This window comes from Methylobacter sp. Wu8, assembly GCF_036440755.1.
In the GTDB taxonomy this organism is placed as follows: Bacteria; Pseudomonadota; Gammaproteobacteria; order Methylococcales; family Methylomonadaceae; genus Methylobacter_A; species Methylobacter_A tundripaludum_A.
The window spans coordinates 25,642-49,488 of sequence record NZ_JAZGVT010000054.1 but is presented as its reverse complement, the minus strand read 5'-3'; the positions used below and the strand labels follow the sequence as shown (position 1 = coordinate 49,488).

21 protein-coding genes are annotated in these 23,847 nt (G+C 48.5%); all 21 read left to right on the top strand.

The features are described 5' to 3' along the window. Positions 1-41 precede the first annotated feature (41 nt). The 21 genes from V3O24_RS07110 to V3O24_RS07010 all read left to right on the top strand — a co-directional run bounded on the left by V3O24_RS07110 (position 42) and on the right by V3O24_RS07010 (position 23,840). A complete protein-coding gene (locus tag V3O24_RS07110; protein WP_331306722.1) occupies positions 42-1,688 on the top strand; it encodes a glycosyltransferase family 1 protein in 1,647 nt (548 codons plus the stop codon). Further along, positions 1,685-2,551, top strand: coding sequence for a glycosyltransferase family 2 protein (locus V3O24_RS07105; protein ID WP_331306721.1), 867 nt, complete (start codon positions 1,685-1,687; stop codon positions 2,549-2,551). Before V3O24_RS07110 ends, V3O24_RS07105 begins: the two co-directional genes overlap by 4 nt. Further along, entirely contained in the window at positions 2,548-3,246 is a 699-nt protein-coding gene (locus V3O24_RS07100; protein WP_331306720.1) for a VTT domain-containing protein, read from the top strand. Before V3O24_RS07105 ends, V3O24_RS07100 begins: the two co-directional genes overlap by 4 nt. Then, positions 3,236-4,216, top strand: a complete 981-nt coding sequence (locus V3O24_RS07095; RefSeq protein WP_331306719.1) for a glycosyltransferase family 2 protein — start codon at positions 3,236-3,238, stop codon at positions 4,214-4,216. The genes V3O24_RS07100 and V3O24_RS07095 overlap by 11 nt, the downstream gene beginning before the upstream one ends. 271 nt (positions 4,217-4,487) lie before the next feature. Continuing rightward, positions 4,488-6,014, top strand: coding sequence for a radical SAM protein (locus V3O24_RS07090; protein WP_104423827.1), 1,527 nt, complete (start codon positions 4,488-4,490; stop codon positions 6,012-6,014). A gap of 6 nt (positions 6,015-6,020) precedes the next feature. Next, on the top strand, positions 6,021-7,016 hold the full coding sequence (locus V3O24_RS07085; RefSeq protein ID WP_104423828.1) for a kinase: 996 nt from the start codon (positions 6,021-6,023) through the stop codon (positions 7,014-7,016). A gap of 3 nt (positions 7,017-7,019) precedes the next feature. Further along, complete coding sequence (locus V3O24_RS07080) at positions 7,020-7,976, top strand: GDP-L-fucose synthase (RefSeq protein ID WP_104423829.1); 957 nt, start codon at positions 7,020-7,022, stop codon at positions 7,974-7,976. Between the two features lie 2 nt (positions 7,977-7,978). Continuing rightward, positions 7,979-8,791 (top strand): transketolase, encoded by an 813-nt coding sequence (locus V3O24_RS07075; RefSeq protein ID WP_331306718.1) that lies wholly within the window; start codon positions 7,979-7,981, stop codon positions 8,789-8,791. Continuing rightward, the gene (locus tag V3O24_RS07070; protein ID WP_104423831.1) at positions 8,788-9,753 is read left to right on the top strand and encodes a transketolase C-terminal domain-containing protein; all 966 of its coding nucleotides are present in this window, start codon (positions 8,788-8,790) and stop codon (positions 9,751-9,753) included. The genes V3O24_RS07075 and V3O24_RS07070 overlap by 4 nt, the downstream gene beginning before the upstream one ends. Positions 9,754-9,768: 15 nt before the next feature. Further along, positions 9,769-10,938, top strand: a complete 1,170-nt coding sequence (locus V3O24_RS07065; RefSeq protein WP_219820823.1) for a DegT/DnrJ/EryC1/StrS aminotransferase family protein — start codon at positions 9,769-9,771, stop codon at positions 10,936-10,938. A gap of 11 nt (positions 10,939-10,949) precedes the next feature. Further along, a complete protein-coding gene (locus V3O24_RS07060) occupies positions 10,950-11,654 on the top strand; it encodes a sugar phosphate nucleotidyltransferase (protein WP_331306717.1) in 705 nt (234 codons plus the stop codon). A 12-nt stretch (positions 11,655-11,666) separates the two neighbouring features. After that, positions 11,667-12,251, top strand: a complete 585-nt coding sequence (locus V3O24_RS07055; RefSeq protein WP_331306716.1) for an SIS domain-containing protein — start codon at positions 11,667-11,669, stop codon at positions 12,249-12,251. Positions 12,252-12,278: 27 nt separating this feature from the next. Beyond that, a complete protein-coding gene (locus V3O24_RS07050) occupies positions 12,279-13,217 on the top strand; it encodes an NAD-dependent epimerase/dehydratase (protein ID WP_331306715.1) in 939 nt (312 codons plus the stop codon). A gap of 35 nt (positions 13,218-13,252) precedes the next feature. Continuing rightward, positions 13,253-14,458, top strand: coding sequence for an L-2-hydroxyglutarate oxidase (gene lhgO, locus V3O24_RS07045; RefSeq protein ID WP_331306714.1), 1,206 nt, complete (start codon positions 13,253-13,255; stop codon positions 14,456-14,458). A 4-nt stretch (positions 14,459-14,462) separates the two neighbouring features. Then, positions 14,463-15,080: an NUDIX hydrolase gene (locus V3O24_RS07040; RefSeq protein WP_104423855.1), complete on the top strand. Its 618-nt coding sequence runs from the start codon at positions 14,463-14,465 to the stop codon at positions 15,078-15,080. A gap of 9 nt (positions 15,081-15,089) precedes the next feature. After that, on the top strand, positions 15,090-15,632 hold the full coding sequence (gene gmhB / locus V3O24_RS07035; RefSeq protein WP_331306713.1) for a D-glycero-beta-D-manno-heptose 1,7-bisphosphate 7-phosphatase: 543 nt from the start codon (positions 15,090-15,092) through the stop codon (positions 15,630-15,632). Between the two features lie 41 nt (positions 15,633-15,673). Beyond that, positions 15,674-17,932, top strand: coding sequence for a hypothetical protein (locus V3O24_RS07030; RefSeq protein WP_331306712.1), 2,259 nt, complete (start codon positions 15,674-15,676; stop codon positions 17,930-17,932). Between the two features lie 49 nt (positions 17,933-17,981). Further along, positions 17,982-20,018, top strand: a complete 2,037-nt coding sequence (locus tag V3O24_RS07025) for a hypothetical protein (RefSeq protein WP_331306711.1) — start codon at positions 17,982-17,984, stop codon at positions 20,016-20,018. A 49-nt stretch (positions 20,019-20,067) separates the two neighbouring features. Then, the gene (locus V3O24_RS07020) at positions 20,068-21,504 is read left to right on the top strand and encodes an MBOAT family O-acyltransferase (protein ID WP_331306710.1); all 1,437 of its coding nucleotides are present in this window, start codon (positions 20,068-20,070) and stop codon (positions 21,502-21,504) included. Positions 21,505-21,663: 159 nt separating this feature from the next. Continuing rightward, positions 21,664-22,821 (top strand): glycosyltransferase family 1 protein, encoded by a 1,158-nt coding sequence (locus V3O24_RS07015; RefSeq protein ID WP_331306709.1) that lies wholly within the window; start codon positions 21,664-21,666, stop codon positions 22,819-22,821. After that, complete coding sequence (locus V3O24_RS07010; protein ID WP_104423861.1) at positions 22,818-23,840, top strand: GDP-mannose 4,6-dehydratase; 1,023 nt, start codon at positions 22,818-22,820, stop codon at positions 23,838-23,840. The genes V3O24_RS07015 and V3O24_RS07010 overlap by 4 nt, the downstream gene beginning before the upstream one ends. Positions 23,841-23,847 lie beyond the last annotated feature (7 nt).

Below are 23,847 nucleotides of genomic sequence, written 5' to 3'. Positions count from 1 at the left end.
GACAGAAGTAAAGAAATTAGCAGAATGGATCAGAACACCCAATGAATAATCAACTTAGAACCATCGCGGTAGATTTAACCCCCGTTCTGCCCGGTGGAGAGAACGGGGGCGCGAAGATATTCGTGCTCGAATTGCTGCGCCGCTTGGCGGAAATGTCGCCCCAGACGCAATTTGTATTACTCACGCAAGTGGCATCGCACGAAGAGCTTGCGACATTGGATCGACCCAATATGCGTCGTCAGATGGTCGTCGGGCAAGTGCTGGCGAATTCCCTGCGTCCACGTCTACTAGGCCTGGCTTCCCGTGTTTTGCCTCATTTACCTGGCAGGCTGCGTAGGGTTGTTAGCCGACTAGGTTACAAAGTGAATGCGATGTTGAAGCGCGGCAGTTCCAGTGCGTTGTTGCGCGACATGGCAGCTGATCTGCTTTTCTGTCCATTTACCGCACCTACATATTTCGAGCCTGGGATTCCGACGGTCTGCACAATTTATGATCTGCAATACAATACCTATCCCGAATTCTTTGCGGCAGAGGATGTTGCTAACCGCGAGCGCACCTTTATAGAAGCTTGTCGTCGGGCAACGGTCCTCGCCGCAATATCCGACTATTCGCGGGATTCCGCTATAGCGCATGGCAACCTTGCCTCGTCTCGAATACACACCATTTACCTGCGCATGGCTCAACGCATTGCGCCGGGAGTTGAAAACGATAAAGCCATATTGAGGCGTCATAATCTCACCCCGCAAGGATATCTAATTTATCCCGCCAACTTTTGGAGGCACAAGAACCACGAAATGCTCCTTACCGCCTTTGGTATGGTTAGGCATCAGGGACTGTCGGTGGATATTAAGCTGGTTTGCACCGGTGCTCCGGGGGCGCGGCAAGACTGGTTGATAAGTGCGGCACACACCATGAATCTGGGTGATCATGTTCTTTTTCCGGGGTATTTGTCCGATGCAGATTTGGCAACCTTGATAGCCAATTGCAAAGGTGTGGTGTTTCCTTCACTTTATGAAGGTTTTGGTTTGCCGGTCATTGAGGCTATGGCTGCGGGTGTTCCAGTGGCGTGCAGCAACACGACTTCACTCCCCGAAGTGGCAGCCGATGCGGCTATTCTATTCGATCCACGCGTTCCAACCCAGGTTGCGCAAGCCATGATTGCTCTGGTGGAGAATGAAGCATTGCGTGCACGGTTAATTCAGGCAGGGCAACGTCGCGCAGCTGAATTTTCAGACTCAGAGTGTATGGCACGGGAATATTGGGAGCTGTTCCAGCATGCTTTGGCCAACGTAAAGCATGAAAATTTGCTGACCGGCGCCTATGCTGATGGCTGGGTCGGACACTGTTTACACATACAAGTGGCCCCCGCAGCGAACAAACAAACGTTGGCGATTGAATTCTCAGTTCCGGAATGGCTGCCGGAGCGGCGTCTCACAATGCAAGTGAGTCTTCATGGAAATCGCCTAGGTGATTCGTTTGTATTCGACCATACGACTAACGCCGCTCTGTCTCTGCCCATAGAGCCTGCCGGGGGGGGGTACGAAGTCACGATTACTCCGACTTTTGTGCCGGCCTACACAGGCCATGGTAATGATCATCGTGAGCTTTCGGCGATATTGCAGAAATGCGGTATCGTCCATGCCGATGGCAAATATGACGCATTATTCCCCGAGAAGGTTAACGCATGAAATTCAGTATTGTCACTCCCTCCTATCAGCAAGGACAATTTATTGAGCGTACGCTGCAAAGTGTTGCCAGCCAGACAGCACCAGGCGTGGAAGTCGAGCATGTGGTTTTTGATGGTGGTAGTACCGACAATACAGTTGAAATACTTAAACATTTCAGCCCGGCGGTGCGATGGGAATCAAAAAAAGATAACGGGCAAACCGATGCCGTCAATCAAGGCATCCGTGCCACTGATGGCGATATCATCGGCTGGCTGAACTCTGATGACATTTACTATCCCGATGCCATTGCCCGTGTAGCAGCCTATTTTAAAGCTAACCGGGAAGTTGACGTGGTCTATGGCATGGCCGACCACATCGACCTTGACGACCAAGCCTTTGAAAGTTATCCATCGGAACCCTGGGATTTCGGGCGCCTTCAAGAAACTTGCTTTATTTGTCAACCGGCCTTGTTCTTCCGGCGGAGAGTGGTCGAGCAATATGGTCTGCTCGATGATTCGCTGAATTACTGTATGGACTACGAATTATGGCTCCGGTTTGGTAAAGCCGGAGTGCGATTTGGCTATCTTGAAGAGAAGCTCGCCGGCTCTAGATTGTACGCAGACAACAAAACACTAGGGGCGAGGGTAAAAGTGCATAAGGAAATCAACGATATGTTCAAAAAGCTACTCGGCAAGGTGCCGGATCGGTGGTTGTTTAATTACGCGCATGCCGTGGTGGAAGCTAAATTAAATCGTAATGCGGCACCAAAGCGTTTTGTCTTAGAACTCGGATTAAGAGCATTATTTTCCGCCCTGTATTGGAATCGCAGTATTTCTCCGTCGATGCGTAAAGAAATTAAGCGATGGATTTTTAATCATGAGTGAGTTTTTTACTTTCTCGTTATCGTATCGGCGGCGCTGTCGTGACTTTTGATTTACTTTGTACCTTTTGTTCTGGTGAAAGTCTAAAACAGTTGGTGGAACATTTTTTGGTATGGATTCAGCCGATTCTTGTTAATTATCCTCTGGCGGCTCCATTAGTGTTTATTGGGGTGCATACTCTTATGGCGGTTTTCTTCTTGCCTTGCTCTCCAATGACGCTGATGGCCGGAGTGTTATGGGGCGGCGGATATGGGTTGGTCGTGTCCATATGCGCGGCGATGGCGTCTTCAGCAACAACGTTTTTTTTGTCTCGCAGCTTCTTGCACGGCAAGATTGAAAAAGTACTTGTGCAGCGCTATCCGAAAGTAGCAGGAATGTTGGTGCAAGCGGTCGTCCATGACTGGAAACTTATCGCCGTTTCGCAGCTGAACCCATTGATACCTGCATCTACAATGGGTTACGTTTTCGGCCTAAGTCGGATTACTTTTACACGGTATCTTATGTTTTCCGGAATATTCATGCTGCCTCTTCAGGCTCTGTTTGTGATGACTGGGCATTCAGTAACGAGCATATTTACAGCTGACGGGCATTGGGAAATAGCTTTAGCGTTGATTCTCCTTGTTCTTACCGCGCCATTGGTAACCAAACGTATTTATAGAAAACTTTGTCAATTATTTGGAGTTAAAAATGGGGCGTGAGTTAGCCAAGGTTTCTGTGATTTTGTCATTTTACAACGAGCGATCGGTACTTCCTGAATTGCTGCAGCGGTTAAGGGCGGTTTTTTCCACGCTGATAGCAAACAAAGACGTAGGTTCGTATGAACTTATTTTTGTTAATGACAACTCAACCGACGAGTCCGAGAAATACCTGCGATCCGAATTGAAGAATGGCGACATAGTGCTTATTAATATGTCTCGTAATTTTGGTGTTTCGGAATGTGTTATGGCGGGAATGACTCATGCTACCGGTGATGCAGTGATTTATATGGATGCCGATTTGCAAGATCCACCCGAGGTAATTTTTCAGCTTATTAATGCTTGGCAGGCGGATGATGAGGCGGAAGTCGTCTACACCACGCGAACCCGTCGTGAAGGCGAGCATTGGTTGAAAATGCTCGTAACAAAGATTGGATATCGGTTCATTAACGCCATTTCGGAAATTGAATTGCAAGTTGATTCAGGGGACTTTAAGCTCCTGTCTCGACGCGCGGTCGATAATCTTCTTCAGTTGAAAGAAGATAAGCCATACATGCGTGGGCTTGTCAGCTGGATTGGTTTTAAGCAGGTCCCGGTGTTTTATGAGCGGTTAGAGCGATTCGATGGTCGCGAAAATACCAAGATGAATGTTTTGAGCAGGAAAGTAATCTATTATTGGCTTGACCGGGCATTGATCTCTTTCTCGGATGCGCCACTCAAGTTGATGCTTTTTTCGGGTTTTGGCTTGTCCATAATTTCATTTTGCTACATATTTGTTGTGTTTTTACAAAAGATATTAGGGGTCTCGGTACCCGGTTGGGCGGCAATTATGTCCGCCATACTCTTCTTAGGTAGCATACAGATAATGATGCTTGGTTTTATCGGGCTATACATAAGTGCGATATTCAAGGAATCAAAGCGACGTCCGCGGTACATTATCAAAGAAGTACTCCGGCCGGCTGATGCAGGTTAGTGCTACTTTCGGAACTATTACGCGCCATTTGTCGTCAAAATTTGCCCCACCTCCCTCGGTAGGTTAAAATTAACAAAGTAAGTAAGGTATAAGTAGCTATGAATAGGCGTTATTCTTATTATCGCTACATGCGTATATGTTCATGGTGAGGGATTTCGGTCTCATTGCAGTTTAGTTCACCTGTTTCAAGTCACTTTTTTCATTACAGCCATGTCAGGGGTTAGATGTCTGCCATGGTAGTGTTGTTATGTTTTATAACCGGATGGTAATAATGGATGTTTTGTTCGTCAATCCCGACTCTTCAGCTAAGGCTTATCAAGGGCTGGCAAAAGTTTATTCGGCAATAGAGCCGCCAACATGGTCTCTGTTATTAGCAGAGTCCTGTCGTTCGAAGGGGTTTGGGGTTGGTATTCTTGACTGTGATGCGGAAAGGTTGTCTCTTGAGCAATCGATACAAAGAGTCCAGGACTTAAAACCTCGTCTTGTTGTCTTCGTGGTTTACGGACAAAATCCAAATTCCGGAACTACAAGCATGATTGGTGCATTAGCAATGGCGAATGCGCTCAAAGATCACCACCCTGAACTTCCGATTTGTTTTGTTGGGTCTCATACCAGTGCGCTCCCAATGGAAGTGCTCTCTTACGACTGTGTCGATATTGTGTTGCTCAATGAAGGCGTATACGCCTTGCACAATCTTCTTAAGAGCAATCTGGGCGAAGATTTGCAACATATCAAGGGGATTGGATACAAAAGGCGAGACGCCTCAAACGCCAGAATTCCTACGCTCAACCCGCCACAGGCGATAGTGCCGCAGGATCGGATGGATCACGACTTGCCGGGCTATGCTTGGGATCTCCTGCCTTACCGGGAAAAGCCGTTAGATCTCTATCGCGCGCATTTTTGGCATGCAGAATTTGACCATGATAAGCGAACCCCTTTCGCAGCGATATATACCTCGTTGGGTTGTAATTTCGGCTGTAATTTTTGCATGATCAATATCGTTAATCGCGCCGACAACGGCGATGATGTTAATGCAGCAGATTCTCGTGGGATGCGCTTCTGGAGCCCTGAATGGGTAAGCCGTGAGATGCGAAAACTCGCAGATATGGGTGTGCGCACCCTGCGAATCAGCGACGAGATGTTCTTTTTAAATCGCAGATACTATGCCCCGATACTTCAAGAGGCCATTGATCAGGATTTTGGTTTCAACATGTGGACCTATTCCCGCGTCGATACGGTTCGTAAAGACGCGCTCGACCTGTTCAAGCGTGCAGGGGTTAACTGGCTCGCGCTTGGCGTTGAAGCAGGCAACCAATTAGTTCGCCAAGAAGTATCGAAAGGCTCCTTCCAGGAAGTCAATATTCGCGACGTCTGCAAAACGATTAATGATTCCGATATCAAAATAATCAGCAATTACATTTTTGGGTTCCCGGAAGACACCATGGAGACCATGCAAGAAACATTGGATCTTGCACTGGAACTCAATACCGAAATGGCAAATATGTACCCTTGCCAAGCATTGCCCGGCAGCCCGATGTACAACATCGCCAAGAAAAACGGCTGGGCTTTGCCTGACTCCTATGAAGGTTATGCTTTCTTGTCATATGAAAGCCAACCCCTACCGACTAAATATGTCAGCTCAGCGGATGTCTTGAGGTTCCGTGACGAAGCATGGCAAAAATACTTTACCAATCCCGCTTACCTAACTCTTGTTGAGCAAAAATTTGGCGCAGTCGAAAGAAAAAATATCGAAGATATGGCCAGCATCCACCTTAATCGTAAAATCCTGGGTGATTAATAAACGATGATTATCACACGAACCCCGTTCAGAATTTCTTTTTTTGGTGGCGGCACCGACTATCCAGGTTGGTATCGGGAACACGGCGGCGCGGTATTAGCAACTACTATCGACAAATATTGTTATATTACGTGCCGTCGTTTGCCGCCGTTTTTCGAGCACAAGCATCGCATTGTTTACTCTCACATCGAAAACGTTTGCCATAACGATGAAATCCAGCATCCCGCAGTGCGGGCAGCGTTTAATTGGGCTAATGTTGTCGAGGGGCTGGAGGTTCACCATGATGGCGATTTGCCTGCGCGTTCAGGCTTAGGTTCCAGCTCCGCTTTTACCGTAGGCTTGGCGCATGCATTGTATGGCCTTAACGGTAAAATGGTTAGCCAAGACACGTTGGCGAAAGATGCTATTCATATTGAACAAAACATCATCGGCGAGAATGTCGGCTCGCAAGATCAGGTTTCGGCAGCATACGGCGGACTCAACCGCATTGATTTTCACCGAGACGACTCCTTTGATGTGGCCCCGATCATTCTTCCCGAACACAGACGCGAAGAGCTTCGTGACCACCTTATGCTTTGCTTTACCGGCTTCTCCCGCATCGCCGACGAAATTGCGAAATCCAAGATCGACAACCTCAAAAATCGCGAAACGGAACTCAAGTGCATGAGGGAAATGGTTGACGAGGCCATTGCCATTCTTACGAACATTGACGTCAGTATTGACGAGTTTGGTAAACTGCTCGACCTAAGCTGGAAATACAAACGCAGCCTATCAGACCGGGTTTCAACCCGGGAAATCGACCAGATTTACGATCAAGCCATGCGCGCCGGTGCAATCGGCGGCAAGATTCTTGGCGCCGGCGGCGGTGGATTTATGCTGCTTTTCGCAAAACCCGATAAACATGCCGCAATTCGCGAAGCCCTTAAAGACTTGGTGCATGTATCTTTCAATTTTGATGATTCCGGCAGTCGTGTCGTACTTTATCAACCCAACGGCCTGTGATTGATGAATAAAACAGATAAAATCTTTGTTGCCGGACACACCGGCTTAATCGGCTCGGCCGTTGCCCGGCGCTTGCAAAACCAAGGATATGACAATTTGCTGTTGGCCGGTCATGCTGAGCTGGAACTGACCGATGCCGTAGCAGTGGATCGTTTTTTTGACGAGCACTCGCCTGATTATGTGGTACTGGCTGCTGGCAGAGTCGGCGGCATTATCGAGAACCAGACCTACCCGGCTGATTTTATGAACGCCAACTTGGCGATTCAATTAAATGTATTGAAGGCGGCGCACCGCTCGGGTGTGCAAAAACTGATTCTGTTTGCATCCTCCTGCATGTATCCGCGCGAATGCCCGCAACCGATGGCGGAGACAGCGCTGCTATCAGGACATCCAGAGCCGACCAGCCTTGCCTACGCAATTTCGAAACTGGCCGGTATGCAAATGTGTCTCGCCTATAACAAGCAATATGGTGAGCAACGATTTATTCCAGTGATCCCTAATAGTGCTTTCGGCCCCAACGATAATTTTGATCCAAAATCAGGACACGTCCTCTCGTCATTGATCCGTCGCTTCCATGAGGCGCAGCAAACTGGCGTAGAAAGTCTGACTCTTTGGGGTAGCGGCACACCGCGTCGTGAATTTATCCATACCAACGATATTGCCGACGCCTGCATCGCGTTGCTCACTGGGGACACAACCGCGCTTGAACTGCCCCTAAATTTGGGAACCGGCAGAGATTTTTCCATTCGTGAGTTGGCTGAAACCATTGCCGGCGTAATCGGTTATTCCGGGACCATCGAATGGGATACAAGCAAACCCGACGGCGCCCCAAGAAAATTACTCGACAGCAGTCGGCTTCGCGCCTTTGGTTGGCAACCGGCTGTAAATTTTGAAGAAGGCGTTAAAGACACCTATCAGTGGTATCTCGACAATGCATTGAGTACGGAGACCCGCTCGTGAATATGAGTCCTATCGATCTACGCGAAAAAGCGCATTGGGTCTGGAGAGAAACATTGGCGGTACATCGCCGGGCTCCGGAAACCCGTTTGGCTTCATCGCTCTCGTCCATCGAAATTTTCGTAGCGCTTTACTATGGCGGCGTGCTGCGTTTCGATCCCACACAGCCGCTTGCCGAACATCGGGATCGTTGCGTTATCAGCAAAGGGCATGGTTCGATCTGCATGTACCCGATTCTAGCTGACTTGGGCTATTTCCCGCTTGACGAATTGAAACGAGTCTGCCAAACCGGCAGCTTTCTGGGCGGAATACCGGATCCGGTGATTCCAGGTTACGAAACCGTCAACGGCTCGCTGGGCCACGGCGTCGGTGTTGCAACCGGCATGGCTTTGGGCCTGAAATGCAAAGACAGCGATCGCAGCGTATTTGTCGTGTCAGGTGACGGTGAATTACACGAGGGCGCAAACTGGGAAGCGATCATGTTCGCTTCGCAACATAAGCTCGATAACTTGCATCTGATAGTCGATGACAATCGAATCAGTATGCTCGGCTATACAGACGACATCATTAGCCACGGCTCGCTCTCTGCTCGTTTATCAGCTTTCGGCTGGGATTGCCTTGAAGTCGACGGGCATGATGTCTCAGCCGTGCAGGCAGCACTGCTGAAAATGAAAGAGAACCGCGCCGGAAAACCTAAAGCACTGATAGCCAGGACCTTGAAAGGACACGGTGTGCCCGGCCTGGAAAACGCCCCGCTTTCGCACATCATGAACCCTAAACCGGAGCTGATTGACAGCTTGCTGGAGCAAAACCCATGAGCATTAAACCTCTTGCGATGCGCGACGTATTGCTCGACCGTATCTGGAGAGCAATGGCGGAAGACGCGAAGATTTACTTCGTTAGCGCCGATTTCGGCTCCCCGGTTCTCGACAAAATTCGCGCCGATTTTCCTGACCGTTTCGTCAATGTCGGGATCGCCGAACAAAATCTGATCAACATTTCTGCGGGCTTGGCACTGGAAGGCTATACCGTCTTCGCTTACGCCATTGCCCCCTTCATTACCATGCGTTGCTACGAGCAAATTCGGGTCAGTTTGGCACTGCTTTCTGAAGTGCGGCCGATGAACGTCAATTTGATCGGCGTGGGTGCTGGTTATAGTTATGTCGTGTCCGGGCCGACCCACCAGTGCTACGAAGACCTTACCCTGATGCGCGCCCTACCCAATTTCAGAGTGCTTTCACCATCTGACCATATCAGTGCCGGAGCCCTGTTTGACCGTTGCGCGAGCACTAAAGGTCCAAAATACCTGCGGTTTGATGCCCAAGTGTTGCCCGTAATCTATGAGAACGGCGCTCCAGACTTGGATGTCGGTTTTCATATTCACAGCACCGGTAAGGACGTTTGCCTGATAGCGACGGGCTACATGCTGCATACCGCTCTCAACGTGGCCGCGAACCTCACCGCTGCCGGCCATTCGGTCGGAATCATAGACCTTTTCGATATTTCCAATTTTGCCGCAGACCAGCTCCAGGCCGTGCTCTCGTCTTACGCGGGCATCGTCACTCTCGAAGAAGGTTTCCGTGGACGGGGCGGTGTCGATTCCATGTTCTTTGAATTCATTGCCCGCCGCGGCCTGTCTACCCGTATGCTCAATATTGGCGTCGAGGGAGGCTACCGCTTTGAACTCGGCTCACGTGAGGAACTGCACGAGCAGGTAGGAATCGGCCCTCAATCCGTGCTGAGCAGTGTAACAACGTTTGTACAATCACTTTCTGATTAATTTGGTGAAAATAAGATGAAATTTCCTTTGATGCGTAACAACATCCTGCGCGAAGATCTTGACGCAGTAATCGAACATTTGAAGCAGGACGATCCGATCCTGACTCACGGCGCCAACGTAAGAGCATTCGAAGCTGAATGGTCTGAATGGCTAGGCGTAAAATACAGCGTGTTCGTTAACTCAGGCGCATCTGCAAACCTGTTGACTATGGCGATACTGAAGATTCGTTACCCGGAAGGAGGAGAAGTCATTACTCCGCCTTTAGCATGGGTTTCGGATGTCGCATCTGTGCTGCAAAATGGATTCACGCCAGTGTTTGCGGATATTGATCCAACCACCCTGGCGATGGACCCAGCTCAGATTTTGAGCAAAATCACCGATAAAACGCGGGCGGTGTTCCTGACTCATGTACAAGGTTTCGACGGGCTGACTGACGAACTGATCGATGAACTGCAACGTCGTAATATTCCGCTGATCGAAGATGTCTGTGAGTCCCACGGCGCTACCCACAACGGCAAGCGCGTGGGCAGCATTGGCTGGATATCGAACTTTTCGTATTACTACGCCCATCATATGAGTACCATCGAAGGCGGCATGGTCTGTACCAATGACCCTGATGTCTATCAGCAAGTCCGCATGTTACGTTCTCATGGTATGGTTAGGGAGTCTAACGACGAAAATGTACGCGCAGCCTATATAGCTGAATATCCCGAGCTGAACCCGGACTTCATCTTCGCGTACCCAGCCTATAATACACGCAATACCGAGATTGGCGGCATTATGGGACGCAGTCAGCTTAAACGTCTGGATCAAATCGTCAAACGGCGGACTGAAAACCTGATCCGGTTTTTGGATCAAATCGATTCATCAAAATATCGCACCGACTTCAAGTTGGAAGGATCCAGTAACTACGCCTTCAACCTTATTCTGAAAGAGCCGGATGATGCCCTAGTCGAACGCCTCATGCAAAAAATGCGCGAGTCTGGCGTCGAGTTCAGAAGAGGCAGTGCTGGCGGCGGCAACCAGATTCGTCAACCTTACCTGAAAGGTATTGTGCCTACCGGGCATCATCTTGAGTTCCCTGAAACGGAACACGTCCATTTCTATGGTTTTTACATCGGCAACTTCCCCGACTTGAAAAATGAGGAAGTAGACGAGCTCTGCGCAATTATAAATTCGGTCTGAGGTAGCGCGCAGTGACCTCAGCCGTAATTCTTGCAGGTGGTTTGGGCACACGTCTTCGTAGCGCCGTACCGGACTTACCCAAACCAATGGCGCCGATCAGCGGGAGGCCGTTTCTTGAGCACCAGCTCGACTACTGGATCAAGCAAGGTGTTAATCATTTTGTACTATCCGTTGGCTATCGATATGAGGTGATTGTTGATCACTTTGGCAATCGGTATAAGGATGCCGAGCTTGATTACGTGATTGAGGAAACCCCGCTTGGAACGGGTGGGGGGCTCTTGTTGGCCGCAGAAAAGGTCAGCAAGGACGAATCGTTTTTGCTGCTGAACGGCGACACCTATTTTGCTGTGGACTTGAAGACATTGATCGAATTTTCCTTGGCAAACGACGCGGATTGGTGCTTCTCTTTGTTTCGCACTCATGAGGAAGGGCGATACATGGGGATGGATGTTTCGCCGCAAGGGCAAATTGTCTCACTCAAGTCAGGTACTGGCCGACCAGGCCAGCTGGCAAACGGAGGCGTGTATTGGGTTAACCCGCGCGCCTTACTCAATGAACGATTTTCACCAGGCGACAAGTGTTCTCTGGAAGACGACATTTTCATGACTGCCATGGTTTCAGGCCAGCGCCTATTGGGCGTTGAGTTCTCGGGCGCGTTCATTGACATTGGCGTGCCTGATGACTATCATCGTGCACCAGAGCTACTTTCGTCATAAGAAGGACATCTGTTGAATACAATTGAACGACTCAAGAAAAACCTGGAAGCTTCCATACAGGCCAAGCATCAAATGCTTGCCGATGCGGAATGCCTTGAGCTGTTTTCCAAGGCTGTAGAAACCGTCGTCGACCGCTACAAACAAGGCGGGCGTATCTATATCGCAGGCAACGGGGGCTCGGCAGCTGATGCGCAGCACTTGGCGGCCGAGTTTGTCAGTAAATTGGCGCGTGACAGGGCTCCATTACCAGCCGAAGCCCTCACAGTAGATAGCTCCATTCTCTCCGCCATCGGCAACGACTACGGCTATGAGCAGGTGTTTTCCAGGCAACTGGCCGGCAAGGCAACAACCAAGGACGTCTTCCTTGGCATAACCACTTCCGGGCGGTCCCAGAATATTCTCAAAGCACTGGAACAATGCCGTACCATGGGTATACCGAGTATCGTGTTTTGCGGCGGCGATGGCGGTCAAGCAAAAGTGATGGCTGATCATGCGATCATTGCTCCAGGCAAAGCAACAAGTACAATTCAAGAACTGCATATCGTATTGGCGCACACACTCTGTGAATGCGTCGAAGTAGCGATGTTCGGCGAATAATTTTTTGACAATTAAGAAAGGAACACAATGAGCTACAATATTCTCGTCACCGGCGGTGCCGGCTACCTCGGTTCTACCATGGTTCCGGACTTGCTTAATGCCGGTCACAAAGTAACAGTGCTGGACAACTTCATGTTCAAGCAGACCAGCCTTAATCATGTTTGTAACAACCCAAACTTTTCTGTCGTCAAGGGCGACATTCGTCTTGAGAAGGTAATGGCGCCGCTGCTCAAAAAAGCCGACATCGTTATTCCGCTGGCGGCATTAGTCGGAGCTCCGCTGTGTAACCTCGATCCCGTTGGCGCAACAACGATTAACCACGACGCAATCACGTTGATGATTAAGCTGCTGTCCAAAGAGCAAATCGTGCTGATGCCGACCACCAACAGCGCTTACGGCACCGGCGACGAAAACAACTTCTGCACCGAAGAATCGCCCCTGCGCCCTATCTCCCAATACGCGATAGAAAAAGTAGGCATTGAAAAAGAACTGATGCAACGCGAAAACGCAATCAGCTTCCGCCTTGCCACCGTGTTTGGCATGTCGCCACGGATGCGGATTGATTTACTCGTGAATGACTTCACCTACCGTGCCGTTAACGATCGATTCGTCGTTCTGTTTGAAGGCTACTTCAAGCGCAACTATGTGCATGTTCGTGACGTATCACGCGCTTTCCAACACGCGATCATCAACTTTGACAAAATGAAAGGCGAGATATACAACGTCGGTCTTTCCGAAGCCAACGTATCGAAGAAAGAACTGTGCGAAACCATCCAGAAACAAATTCCTGACTTTGTCTTCCTTGATGCACCTGTAGGTAAAGACCCCGATCAACGTAACTACATTGTGTCGAACGCAAAAATTGAAGCAACAGGCTACAAGACCTCAATGTCGCTGGATACGGGTATAGCAGAGCTGATCAAAGGTTACACTATGATCAAGAACTCTCAATACGGCAATGTTTAGCTTGGTTTCCACGCTTTGAAATAGATGGAGATGAGATGAAAGAATCAGTTGATTACCTCATTGTTGGGGGGGGGATTGTAGGTCTGACGGTTGCACGTGAGTTGCGTAAGCGTCACCCAACAGCAAGTATTGCTTTACTGGAAAAAGAGGCGGTTCTGGGCAAGCATGCCAGTGGGCGCAACAGTGGTGTACTGCATAGCGGCATTTACTATGATAGCGGCACGTTGAAAGCCAAGGTTTGTGCGGAAGGCGCACGCCGCATGAAAGCATTTGCGGCAGAGCATGGCATTAACTGTCAGCACTCCGGCAAGGTAATTGTTGCTACTTCCGAACAGGATATACCCGTGATTGAGCGTCTGCTTAAAAACGCGAGGGAGAACGGGATAAGGGCGGAACGACTCGACGAACAAGGCATACACCAGATTGAACCCCATGCAGGGGTTTACCGGCAAGGCATACATTGCCCGGATACGGCGGTGATAGACAGCAAAGCCGTAATATCGAAGTTACAGGAATTATTGATTAATGACGGTGTAAAGATATTTTTTAACGCACCTGTATCCTCCATAAATACGGACGTTAGCAAGGTAATCACTCCTATTGGCGAATTTGGTTATAAGTACTTGTTCAACTGTGCCGGTGCTTCCGCTGACAAAGTGGCTAAGTTCTTTGGGCTAGGATTAGACTATGCTCTGTTGCCATTTAAGGGCATCTACTTCAAATTGCGCCCTGAACGAGCGCATCTAGTACACGCCAACATCTATCCCGTTCCTGATGTCAACCAGCCTTTCCTTGGCGTGCATTTGACTCGTGTAGCGAGCGGGGATGTCTATGCGGGGCCGACGGCCATTCCTGCATTGGGGCGAGAAAATTACGGGATTCTGCAAGGTGCGCAATTGGGCGAATCGCTACGAGTTGGGCTTGAAGTATCCAAAATGTATTTAGCCAACCATCAGAATTTCCGGCAATTGGTGCATACCGAACTGGGCAAGTATCGTAAGAAAAATTTCTTTGCTGCGGTGCGTAAGCTGATGCCCGAATTGACTTACGATGATCTTATCTCTAGTGATAAGGTGGGTATTCGTCCTCAACTTATTAATGTGCGGGAAAAAAGGTTGGAAATGGACTATGTCATCGAGAAGTCTTCTGACTCACTGCATGTGCTGAATGCCATTTCACCAGCATTTACCAGTTCGCTGGCTTTTGCCGAATGGATTGTAGACCAGTCTGAAATTGTTTAGCGCCATGACTTCAGACAAAAAAATCGGGGATGACGATTTACCTATTGAGGTGGTTGAAAGGCGTCTAGCATGTGAGAATTCTAAGTTTTTTGTTTATTTCGATCATGTGATCGACAAGGCAGGTAGCGAAGTTCGAGATTATCTGGTGGTTGCGCCAAAGAATGCAGGGAAAAATCTTATTACTGGAGTGGCTATCTTACCGGTTGTCGACGGACAGGTCGGGTTGATACGGATCTACCGCCCGGCAATACGCGCTTATTCATGGGAAATACCACATGGCTTTGTGGACGAGGGAGAAAATGAAGTAGCCTCGGCGTTGAGAGAATTGTTAGAAGAAACGGGGGTGGTTGCCGATCAAAGCTGTTTTTCTTCGCTGGGATTCATCACTCCAGATTCTGGTGTTTTGGCTGCAAGGGTTCACCTTTATGTGGCTGAAGCAGGATATTCGACAAGTCAAAGAGAATTTGAGTTAGGGCTTAGGGAATTCCGCTTTTTCGATTTTCAGGAACTGGAAAATATGATTGAGCGTTCCGAGGTGCAGGATACATTTACACTGGCAGCATGGTGCAAGTATCGGCTAACGCAAAATTCTAGACAGACAGCTAACCCAAATAACAGTTGAGTTGTGTTCGTGACAAATAAAGTTGTATTTCTGGATCGTGATGGAACCCTTAATGTAGAGAAAGGGTATGTTCACCGTATTGAGGATTGGGAATGGATTCCCGGTGCAATCGACGCAATTGTATCGCTAAAAAAAGCCGGATTTCTTGTTATTGTGATTACGAATCAAGCAGGAATTGCCCGTGGTTATTATACCGATACAGAGGTCAACCTTTTGCACACAAAGATAAATGAGGAATTGAAAGAGCATGGCGTTGCGATTGATGGGTTTTATCATTGCCCGCACCATCCAGAATTCAGTGAGGCATGCGAATGCCGAAAGCCCATGCCTGGGCTGATCAACGAGGCAAGCCAGGATTTTGATGTCGATTTAGGTGGTTCGTGGCTAGTTGGAGACAAAGTAAGCGATATTCAAGCTGGTTTGGCTGCCGGGGTTAAATCAATCTTAGTGCTGACGGGCTATGGAAATAATGACCGCGCTCAACTAGGAAACAATGATATTTGCGTCGCCGATATTATGGCGGCGAGCCGCTATATTATTTCACATACTTAATCTGAATATTTTCGGATTAATCTTCATCTAGGAACATCACTTTGATATATCTAACATCAATTACAGTATTAGTTTGCCTGTTGCTGGTAGTAACGGCGCTTGGACGACGCATTGCCGATCTTCTTCCAAGTTCTTTGAATGATTCCGTTGGGTTTTATATTGCCCCTCTTTTGGGTTTAGCGGGTATTGTTCTGATTACAACGGTGTATGGTTGGTTATCTCCCTTCAAAACCGGTATCTCTATTTCCCTTTCTGTTGGGTTGCTTCTACTCGGCATTGCGTTTGAGAAACAGCGCGCCGATCTGTTTCGTAATTGGTTAATCGTTTCCGCGTTTGCGATGGTCGCAACAATCCCCGTACTTGCGCCAGCCATCCGGTTTGATTCGTTCAATCCCTTCAACGATTCATTCACTTATCTCGTGCATGGCCAGTGGCTGCAAGAGCACGCATTTTCCGAGGCTGCACGGGCTTCAGGATTTTTTCCAGCGGAAACACAAGTCTTTCTTTATCAAGCGGATGGACACCGGATGGGCGGCTCGTTTTTTCTCGGTTTCGTCCAATCGCTCTTTCATTTGGAATGGTCCTACTATGTCTACTTACCCACAGTAGGGTTGGCATTCGCTTTAGGCAGTCTTGCCATAGGAGGAGTTATTCGGCAGGTGGTTCCAGTTTCAAGGACTGTTGGTCTCGCATTATGTACTTTGCCGGCCTTTACGATGAATGGGTTTGTCTTTGGCGCACAATATGGATTTTTCCCACAGACTTTCGGACTGGCTTTTTCTGCCGGACTTGCCTGCCTGATTCCCGGCTTAATAGGTTATATCTTAGACTCAAAGCCATCCTGGGCAAAACAGTTTATTGTCCTCTTGCCGCTTGCACTGATTTGCTCTGCACTCTTGATTTCCTATAACGATATGTTCCCTGTTGTTGGCGCAGGTATTGGCTTGTTTCTCCTATTGGTGTGCTCACTGTATTGGAGCGAAAAAAGTCGGATCATGGGATCTGTATTAGTGCTTGCAGTTCAAATATTGGTAGTGGTCAATATCGAGGGTGTCCGCATACTTAGAAATTTAATTTACACACTCTTGGGCACTGCGTCAGGAACGTTTCATTTTGGTTGGCCAGTGCTCTGGTCGCCCGTTCAATTTGTTGCGCATTCTTTTGGAATGAAATCCCCATTTGACAGTCAAGTTTTTTGGGTTGATCGGGTAGTTAGCAGTTGGGTGTTTCCTTTGCTGTTGATTGTGCTTGTGGTAATTTTAGTCAAGATTCTTCGTCCGAAACCGAGAAATCTCACCGTTCTTCTTTTAGCTTGTATTAATCTGGTTTTCTGGTTGGCTTTTGCTAAATTCAGATATGCAACCTCCGGTTTGGAAGGGGAAATTGGCGTCACATTTCTCCAGTTCAAGATCGCCAAGTGGCTGGCCCCCTTTAACCTTGGGCTGGTGGGAATCGCAATTGCGTGGTTTTTAGTGAATGTAGAAAGGTATAAACGCATCTGTAAATACGCCTTTTTAACTGCTTTGGTTGCTGGGATGGCAATACAATCAGTAATAGTCGCTCAAATGTTCACCCTGCAACTTCAGGATGAAACTATGCAAAAATATTCGCCATTTAATGTATTTCTGGATTTGCGATCCAGGGTCGCCAATATCCCAAAAGATCAGGTCATTTATTTGGGAATTCCTTTTGAACACCACAAAATAACGCAAATGGTCGCATATGTTTTGTCAGACCGTAAATTGGCGGGAAAGTATGAAGATGTCTACCTGCGTAAATTCCTCTCTGAGGAGGAAAGAGATATGCCGATAGATACGGCCGACTGGATGATCCAGCTAAAACCTACGCAAACAGCGGGTGAAAATCCGCTTGATCGGGTCGGGCCGTTTTTTATTCGTCAAGCCCCCTTTTCTTTTTATAATCTTGATTCCATTACGGGCGCTTATGGCACGGAAACTGACGACAAGAAGACATGGAACTGGGTAAAAGAGTCTGTTGAATATCGATTCCATCACATTGGAAAAACACCCAGAACAAAAGTGAAATTTCAATACAAGCTCGCCGGAAACCCGCGCACACTGACTGTGGAATTAAATACGAATACGGGCAAACTATTGGCTTCATTTGAAATCCAGATGAAAGGTGGATGGGGAGAGTATGAAAGTCCTGTCGTTGAGACAAACTCAGAGGACATTGTGGTTCGCTTAAAGGCTGATGGCGAACCTATCCGTCTTTCTGAGGGCGATTCACGGGAAACCAAATTCCTTATTCAGAACTTCTCTCTTGAGAGTGGTTTGTAGGTTTTAAATAATGGGAAAAGCAGGGCGTATTTATCGGCGAGTACTTGTCATGACTATTATCGTCATGCTGGTTTTTCCAATTCTGGGAATTCAATGGCGCAATTTGACCCTCCAGGAGCGCACGCAACCCATTGCTCAACCCGCGCAATTTTGGAAGGGGTTTTTCAAGCGCGAATGGCAGCCATTTCTGGAGCAACGCTTTCTAAGTCATATAGGAAGTTTACGCTCCATTTTAATTCGTTCCTACAACGAGACAATATATTGCTTATTTCCTACGCGCCCCAACAGCGGTTATATCTGGACGCCGGAATTTGGCTTCTACCCGGTGGACGCGATACGTCGTTTAAACGACGACGTTCTGCATCATGAAACCATCAAGCAACACTATCAGCGCTCAGCTCGCCGGTTGCGAATTTTGCAAGAGATGCTCAGCCATCATGGAGTAGCTCTGCTGGTGGTTACGCCTCCCCCGAAGGCGAGAGTGTACCCGGAATATGCTGCACCTTATCTGATTGCTCCGGCTGAAACCATTATGAGCCGCGCTGTTTCGTATGGGGATGTGCTGGAAGAAAGCGGAGTCAACGTTCTTAATATACAGCGCATTTTTGCGCAAAGAAAAGCCGCCTCCCCATGGCCCTTCTTTACCACCACCAGCTTCCACTGGAGTTACTGGGCCGGGTGCATGATGACCGATGAAATCATGCGCAAGGCCGAGGCTTTGACTGGGCACCCCTTTTTCACGATTAATTGCTCTAATGTTGAGTATGGAAAATCCAAATGGTCGGATACGGACGTCGCTTCAATCCTAAATATATTCTCCACGGATGCCATTATTGGCGAAGCTCCTTTTCCTAAAATCACCCCTCAGCAGAGTCCCGGGGAGGAAAGTCGCAAGATTATCATCATAGGGGACAGCTTTTCCGATCAAATTGTCTATGCCCTTACGCAAGCGCTGCCGGAGATGAGTTGGTCTCCTGGTTGGTTAACGCGCTATGACAGCTTTATTTCACGTCAAACCATTGGGATGGGAGGCAGGGTAACCGCTCAGGCTCCGCTGAAACAAGATAAGGCGTTATCTGAAATCCTGACCAAAGAGTTACTGGTAATGGAAGTGTCGGACGGCAACATTTCGCGTGACAACCCGGATCGTATGGAATTTGGCGCAACGCAGGTTTTATTGGACGGGTTGTTAACAAAAACAGATGCAGGAATGGTTGATCCCAAAAGATTTTTGGTGCAAGGGTGGCGCGATCTTGGCAACAAACAGTGGCGTACAACCGGCCATAAGGCAAGCTTTGCTATTCGCCCACCAACCAATGGCAACCGTATTCAACTAACGCTTGATGTGGAAAACCTGTCCCCAGATCAGAGTATTCCGCGCCGTTTGGATATTCTTGTGGATGGCAAGTCGATTGGCCAGGCGACACTGGCACAAGGCCGTGGGATGCTGGAGTTGACAGTGCCAAGCACCTTCCAATGGCAAGACGACCTTGTGACCGAAATCTCACTACAAGACGCCTCTGGGCAACCGCTCGCCATGCTATTACATGGCGTTCAGATGCTGGGTGCTGACACAGATAAGGCAGCGAATAAGAGGATTTCAATCGAAGTGCTACCGTCGGCGCAAATACTCGACCAAGCCGGGATACGAACCGTTAATTTGATTAATAGTGAGGAGTCAGAGGATGTTTTAGTTGATGGCTTAAGCAGTTTGGAAAGCAATGACAAGGAAAGTTGGCGCTGGGCGCTTGGGCCTGCGACGCGCATCAAGTTTTATATCGATCCCGCATGGCCAGAACAGGCACGGCAACTCCTGCTGAAATTTGCTTTCAAGAATGGAGTACCCATTCCAGACCAGACTGTGACCATCCGTCTCAATGGAAAGGATATTCGCCACTTCTCTTCGGAAGAGATCGATATCCAAAAGCAAGTTGACGCTGACGTGGCGCTGACGGCTAAACAAGGGCTCAATGTTCTGGAGATTGTTTACCAGGATTGGAATCACGGAAAAAAGAATTACGGCTCAAATGATCCAAGACAACTTGCGGTGGTGGTTATGCATCTGTCTCTGCAAGAGACAAAATAGACAGAATAAGTGAAAAATTCATTCCAGGCTCAGTTGCAGGAAATACCCAATGCTTTTTAACTCCCCTTTGTTTCTCCTTGTATTCATTCCTCTGTTTTTGATGGCCTATTTTGCAGTGCCGGGTATTCGTCTTCGCAATGCGGTGATTGTCCTGTTCAGTATCTTCTTCTTTGCTTGGGGCGATCCGGTTTTTGTCTGGTATGTCATTGCCGGGACATGGATAGACTACATGATTATCAAACATGTTCTGATTAATCCGACTCTCAGCGAGGAGGTAAAAAAAGGCGGGCTTGTCGTCGCTATTTTGATTAATGTCGGTGCGCTGCTGTTTTTTAAATACGCCAACTTCTTTGTTGATCAAGTTCAACCGTTGTTGCATATGATTGGCATAGAGAAACCTTCATGGTACGGGGTTGCTCTGCCTCTGGGGATATCCTTCATTGCTTTTCATAAAATCAGCTTTGTACTGGATCTCTACAAACAACGGACATCCCCACCGGCTTCATTTATCGAGGCTCTGCTCTATATCCTTTTCTTTCCGCAACTGATTGCCGGGCCAATCATTCGCTATCATGAGATCAGCCAGCAAATCAGGGTGCGAACCCATAGTGCCGAGGAGTTTATAGCCGGTTTTTTCCGCTTTGCGCGCGGGTTGGGGAAAAAGGCACTGATTGCGGATCCTGCCGGGGAGATTGCCAATGCCATCTTTGCTTTGCCACCTGAAAGTCTGCCCTCTGATTACGCATGGGTGGGCGTGCTCGCCTACTCCGTTCAGATCTACTTCGATTTTTCCGGCTATTCAGACATGGCCATAGGGTTAGGCCGGGTTGTCGGTTTCCGATTTCCGGAAAATTTTAATCAGCCCTATACGGCCAAGAGTGTGACTGAATTCTGGCAACGATGGCACATCACGCTTTCCAACTGGATGCGTCTTTATCTTTATATTCCTCTGGGCGGCAATAAGGTTGCACCATGGCGCATGTACTTCAATTTATGGATCGTATTCCTGATTTCAGGTTTATGGCACGGAGCTGCATGGAATTTCGTTCTCTGGGGGGCTTATTATGGTTTCTTTCTTACCTTGGAAAAAATGTGCGAACGGCGCGGCTGGGATCTCCCAATGCCGGGAGTAGTTAAACAATTACTGACTTTCGTTATCATTATAAACGCATGGGTACTGTTCCGCGCCGAGTCGCTGGACTATGCGATACAGTTGTTGGGGCGGATGTACGGTCTGATTCCTCAGCTGCAACCTACGACGGAACCATTTGCCCTGATTTTTCCACCACACGGGCTTGTTGTAATTGTGGTCGGTCTGCTTATTGCCGTAATTCCATTGCCGGAAGCACTTCATCGCCTTGCAATGGTCAAGGATTCGCTCAAACTTGACTCGATACGCTGGGCGGCCAGCATCGTATTATTTTGGAGTGCGTTATCCAGCATAATGGCCTCTGGAAGCTCGTCTTTTCTCTATTTTCGTTTCTGACTCTGGTTGCAGTCGAGTATAATCATATTTATATGCGATATAAGCGATCAGAGTTGCAATGAAAATAACATGCTAGATAACTCTACTTTCATTCTTCATATTTAATATATACGCCATTAAGGTCTTAAGTAACCCAATAGATTTATAGTAATTGACAGAATGAACATCGGTTTCGACATTTCACAAACTGGTTCCGGCAAGGCCGGTTGCGGCTATTTTGCTCACGCCCTGATTCAGAGGATGCTAGAACTAGCGCCCGAACATCGCTATTCGCTGTTCCCCAGTTTCGGTGACTTTTATTTTGATGCATTGATGCCTATCGGGAACCCGTATCCCGGCCGTGACGTCCACTACGGTCCACGGCATCTCACGAGGGAAGCCGCGCGTGTATTCTGGACGGGAAATAACGCTGAAGTATCGCTCGGTCTGCCGGATATTATCCATGCCAATAACTTTTGGTGCCCAACTCAATTGACGTCGAGCCGCCTGATTTATACCTTCTACGATATGGGATTTGTGGTTGATCCATCTTGGACCACCGAGACGAATAGAGTGGGGTGTTTCGATGGCGTATTTCGTTCTGCGATTGCGGCGGATTGGGTAGTCGCTATTTCAGAAGCTTCACGGACTCATTATTTAAGTGTGTTCCCTCACTTTCCCGAGAATCGCATCCGTGTTATTTACCCGTGTTCACGATTTGCAGATTCATCTGCGGAGGGGCGGCGGCCAAAGGCACTCGATGCTGTGTCTGTCGGGAGCTACTGGCTGAGCGTGGGTACCATTGAGCCAAGAAAAAATCAGCGACGCCTCGCTGAGATGTATGCTCGTTACCTGGCATTAGGAGGAGAGCCCATGCCGCTGGTGTTGGCAGGGGGGGAAGGTTGGTTGATGGAGGATTTTCAGAAGCACTTGGCTGAATTAGGGATTGAGGCTCAGGTGGTGATGACCGGCTATGTATCAGACGAGGAGTTGATCTGGCTCTATCGTAATTGTTACGCAAATCTCTATCCTTCGTTATTCGAAGGATTTGGGTTACCCGTTCTGGAAGGCATGCAATTCGGTGCGCCGACGCTGACTTCAAATTCCACTTCGATTCCCGAGGTGACCGGAAATGCTGCTATTCTGCTCGCCCCGGAAGATATCGAAAGTTGGGCTCAAGCGATGTTAAGGCTTGCGATGAACAGGAATGAGCGCGATCAGCTTGGTATGGCTGCGCAGAAGCAGGCTGCCCTGTTTAATTGGAAGTCTAGCGCAGCTGCCTTGCTGCAACTTTACGACGAGGCGCTGGCTTCTCCAAAACGGCGGGTAGAGGCATGAAGAAAGCCTTGATTACGGGGATTACCGGGCAGGATGGTTCGTTTCTTGCCGAATTGTTGCTTGAAAAAGGCTACCAGGTTTTCGGTCTGGCTCGAAAGGAAAGTTGGTACCGACAAAATAATGCCAGTCATTTGTCTGGCCGGGTAGAGATTTTGTTTGGTGATATGTCAGAGGGAGTTGACATAGCGTCCGCCATTCAGGACGCCAAGCCCGATGAAATTTATAATTTGGCCTCTCAGTCGCGCCCTGGCGAATCTTGGTCGCGAGCCCCGGAGACGCTGTTGGTAAATGGCTTGGGGGCTGTGCGTCTTTTTGAAGCGGTTCGGCACCATTGTCCGGCGTGTCGAGTTTATCACGCTTCTTCTTCTGAGATGTTTGGCCAGGCCTCCATCGTACCCCAGAGCGAGGAAACCCCCTTCAATCCGGTAAATCCCTATGCGGCCGCCAAGGTTTACGCCCATCAGATGGCGAAGATTTATCGCGAGAGTTATGGACTCTACATCGCGAGCGGAATTTTGTTCAATCACGAAAGTGAGCGCCGACCATTGCATTTTTTGACGCAAAAGGTAGCTTACGGTGCCGCCTGTGCAGCGCTGGGGATTATAGATTCCCCAGATATTAACGAAATGGGCCGTCCCATTGTTCAGCGAGGAAAGCTCGCATTGGGCAATCTTGATATTGCTCGGGATTGGGGTTACGCCAGCGACTTTGTGTATGCAATGTGGCTGATGCTTCAGCGGGAACGCGCGGATGATTTCGTGATTGGCACAGGGAAGCTGCATACATTAAGGGATTTGTGCGAAACTGCTTACAGTTCTGTGGATAGAGATTGGCGCGAAAGCGTGGTTAGCGATCCGGCATTAGTCCGCCCGATGGAGTCCGGACAGACGCTAGCCGACCCTTCTAAGGCAAACAAGCTATTGGGTTGGGAGCCAACAATTAGCTTTGATGAGATGGTCAAGAAAATGGTCACGGCACAGATGCTGCGGTTGAAAAACTTGGTGATCAATTCGAATTGATTTTAAT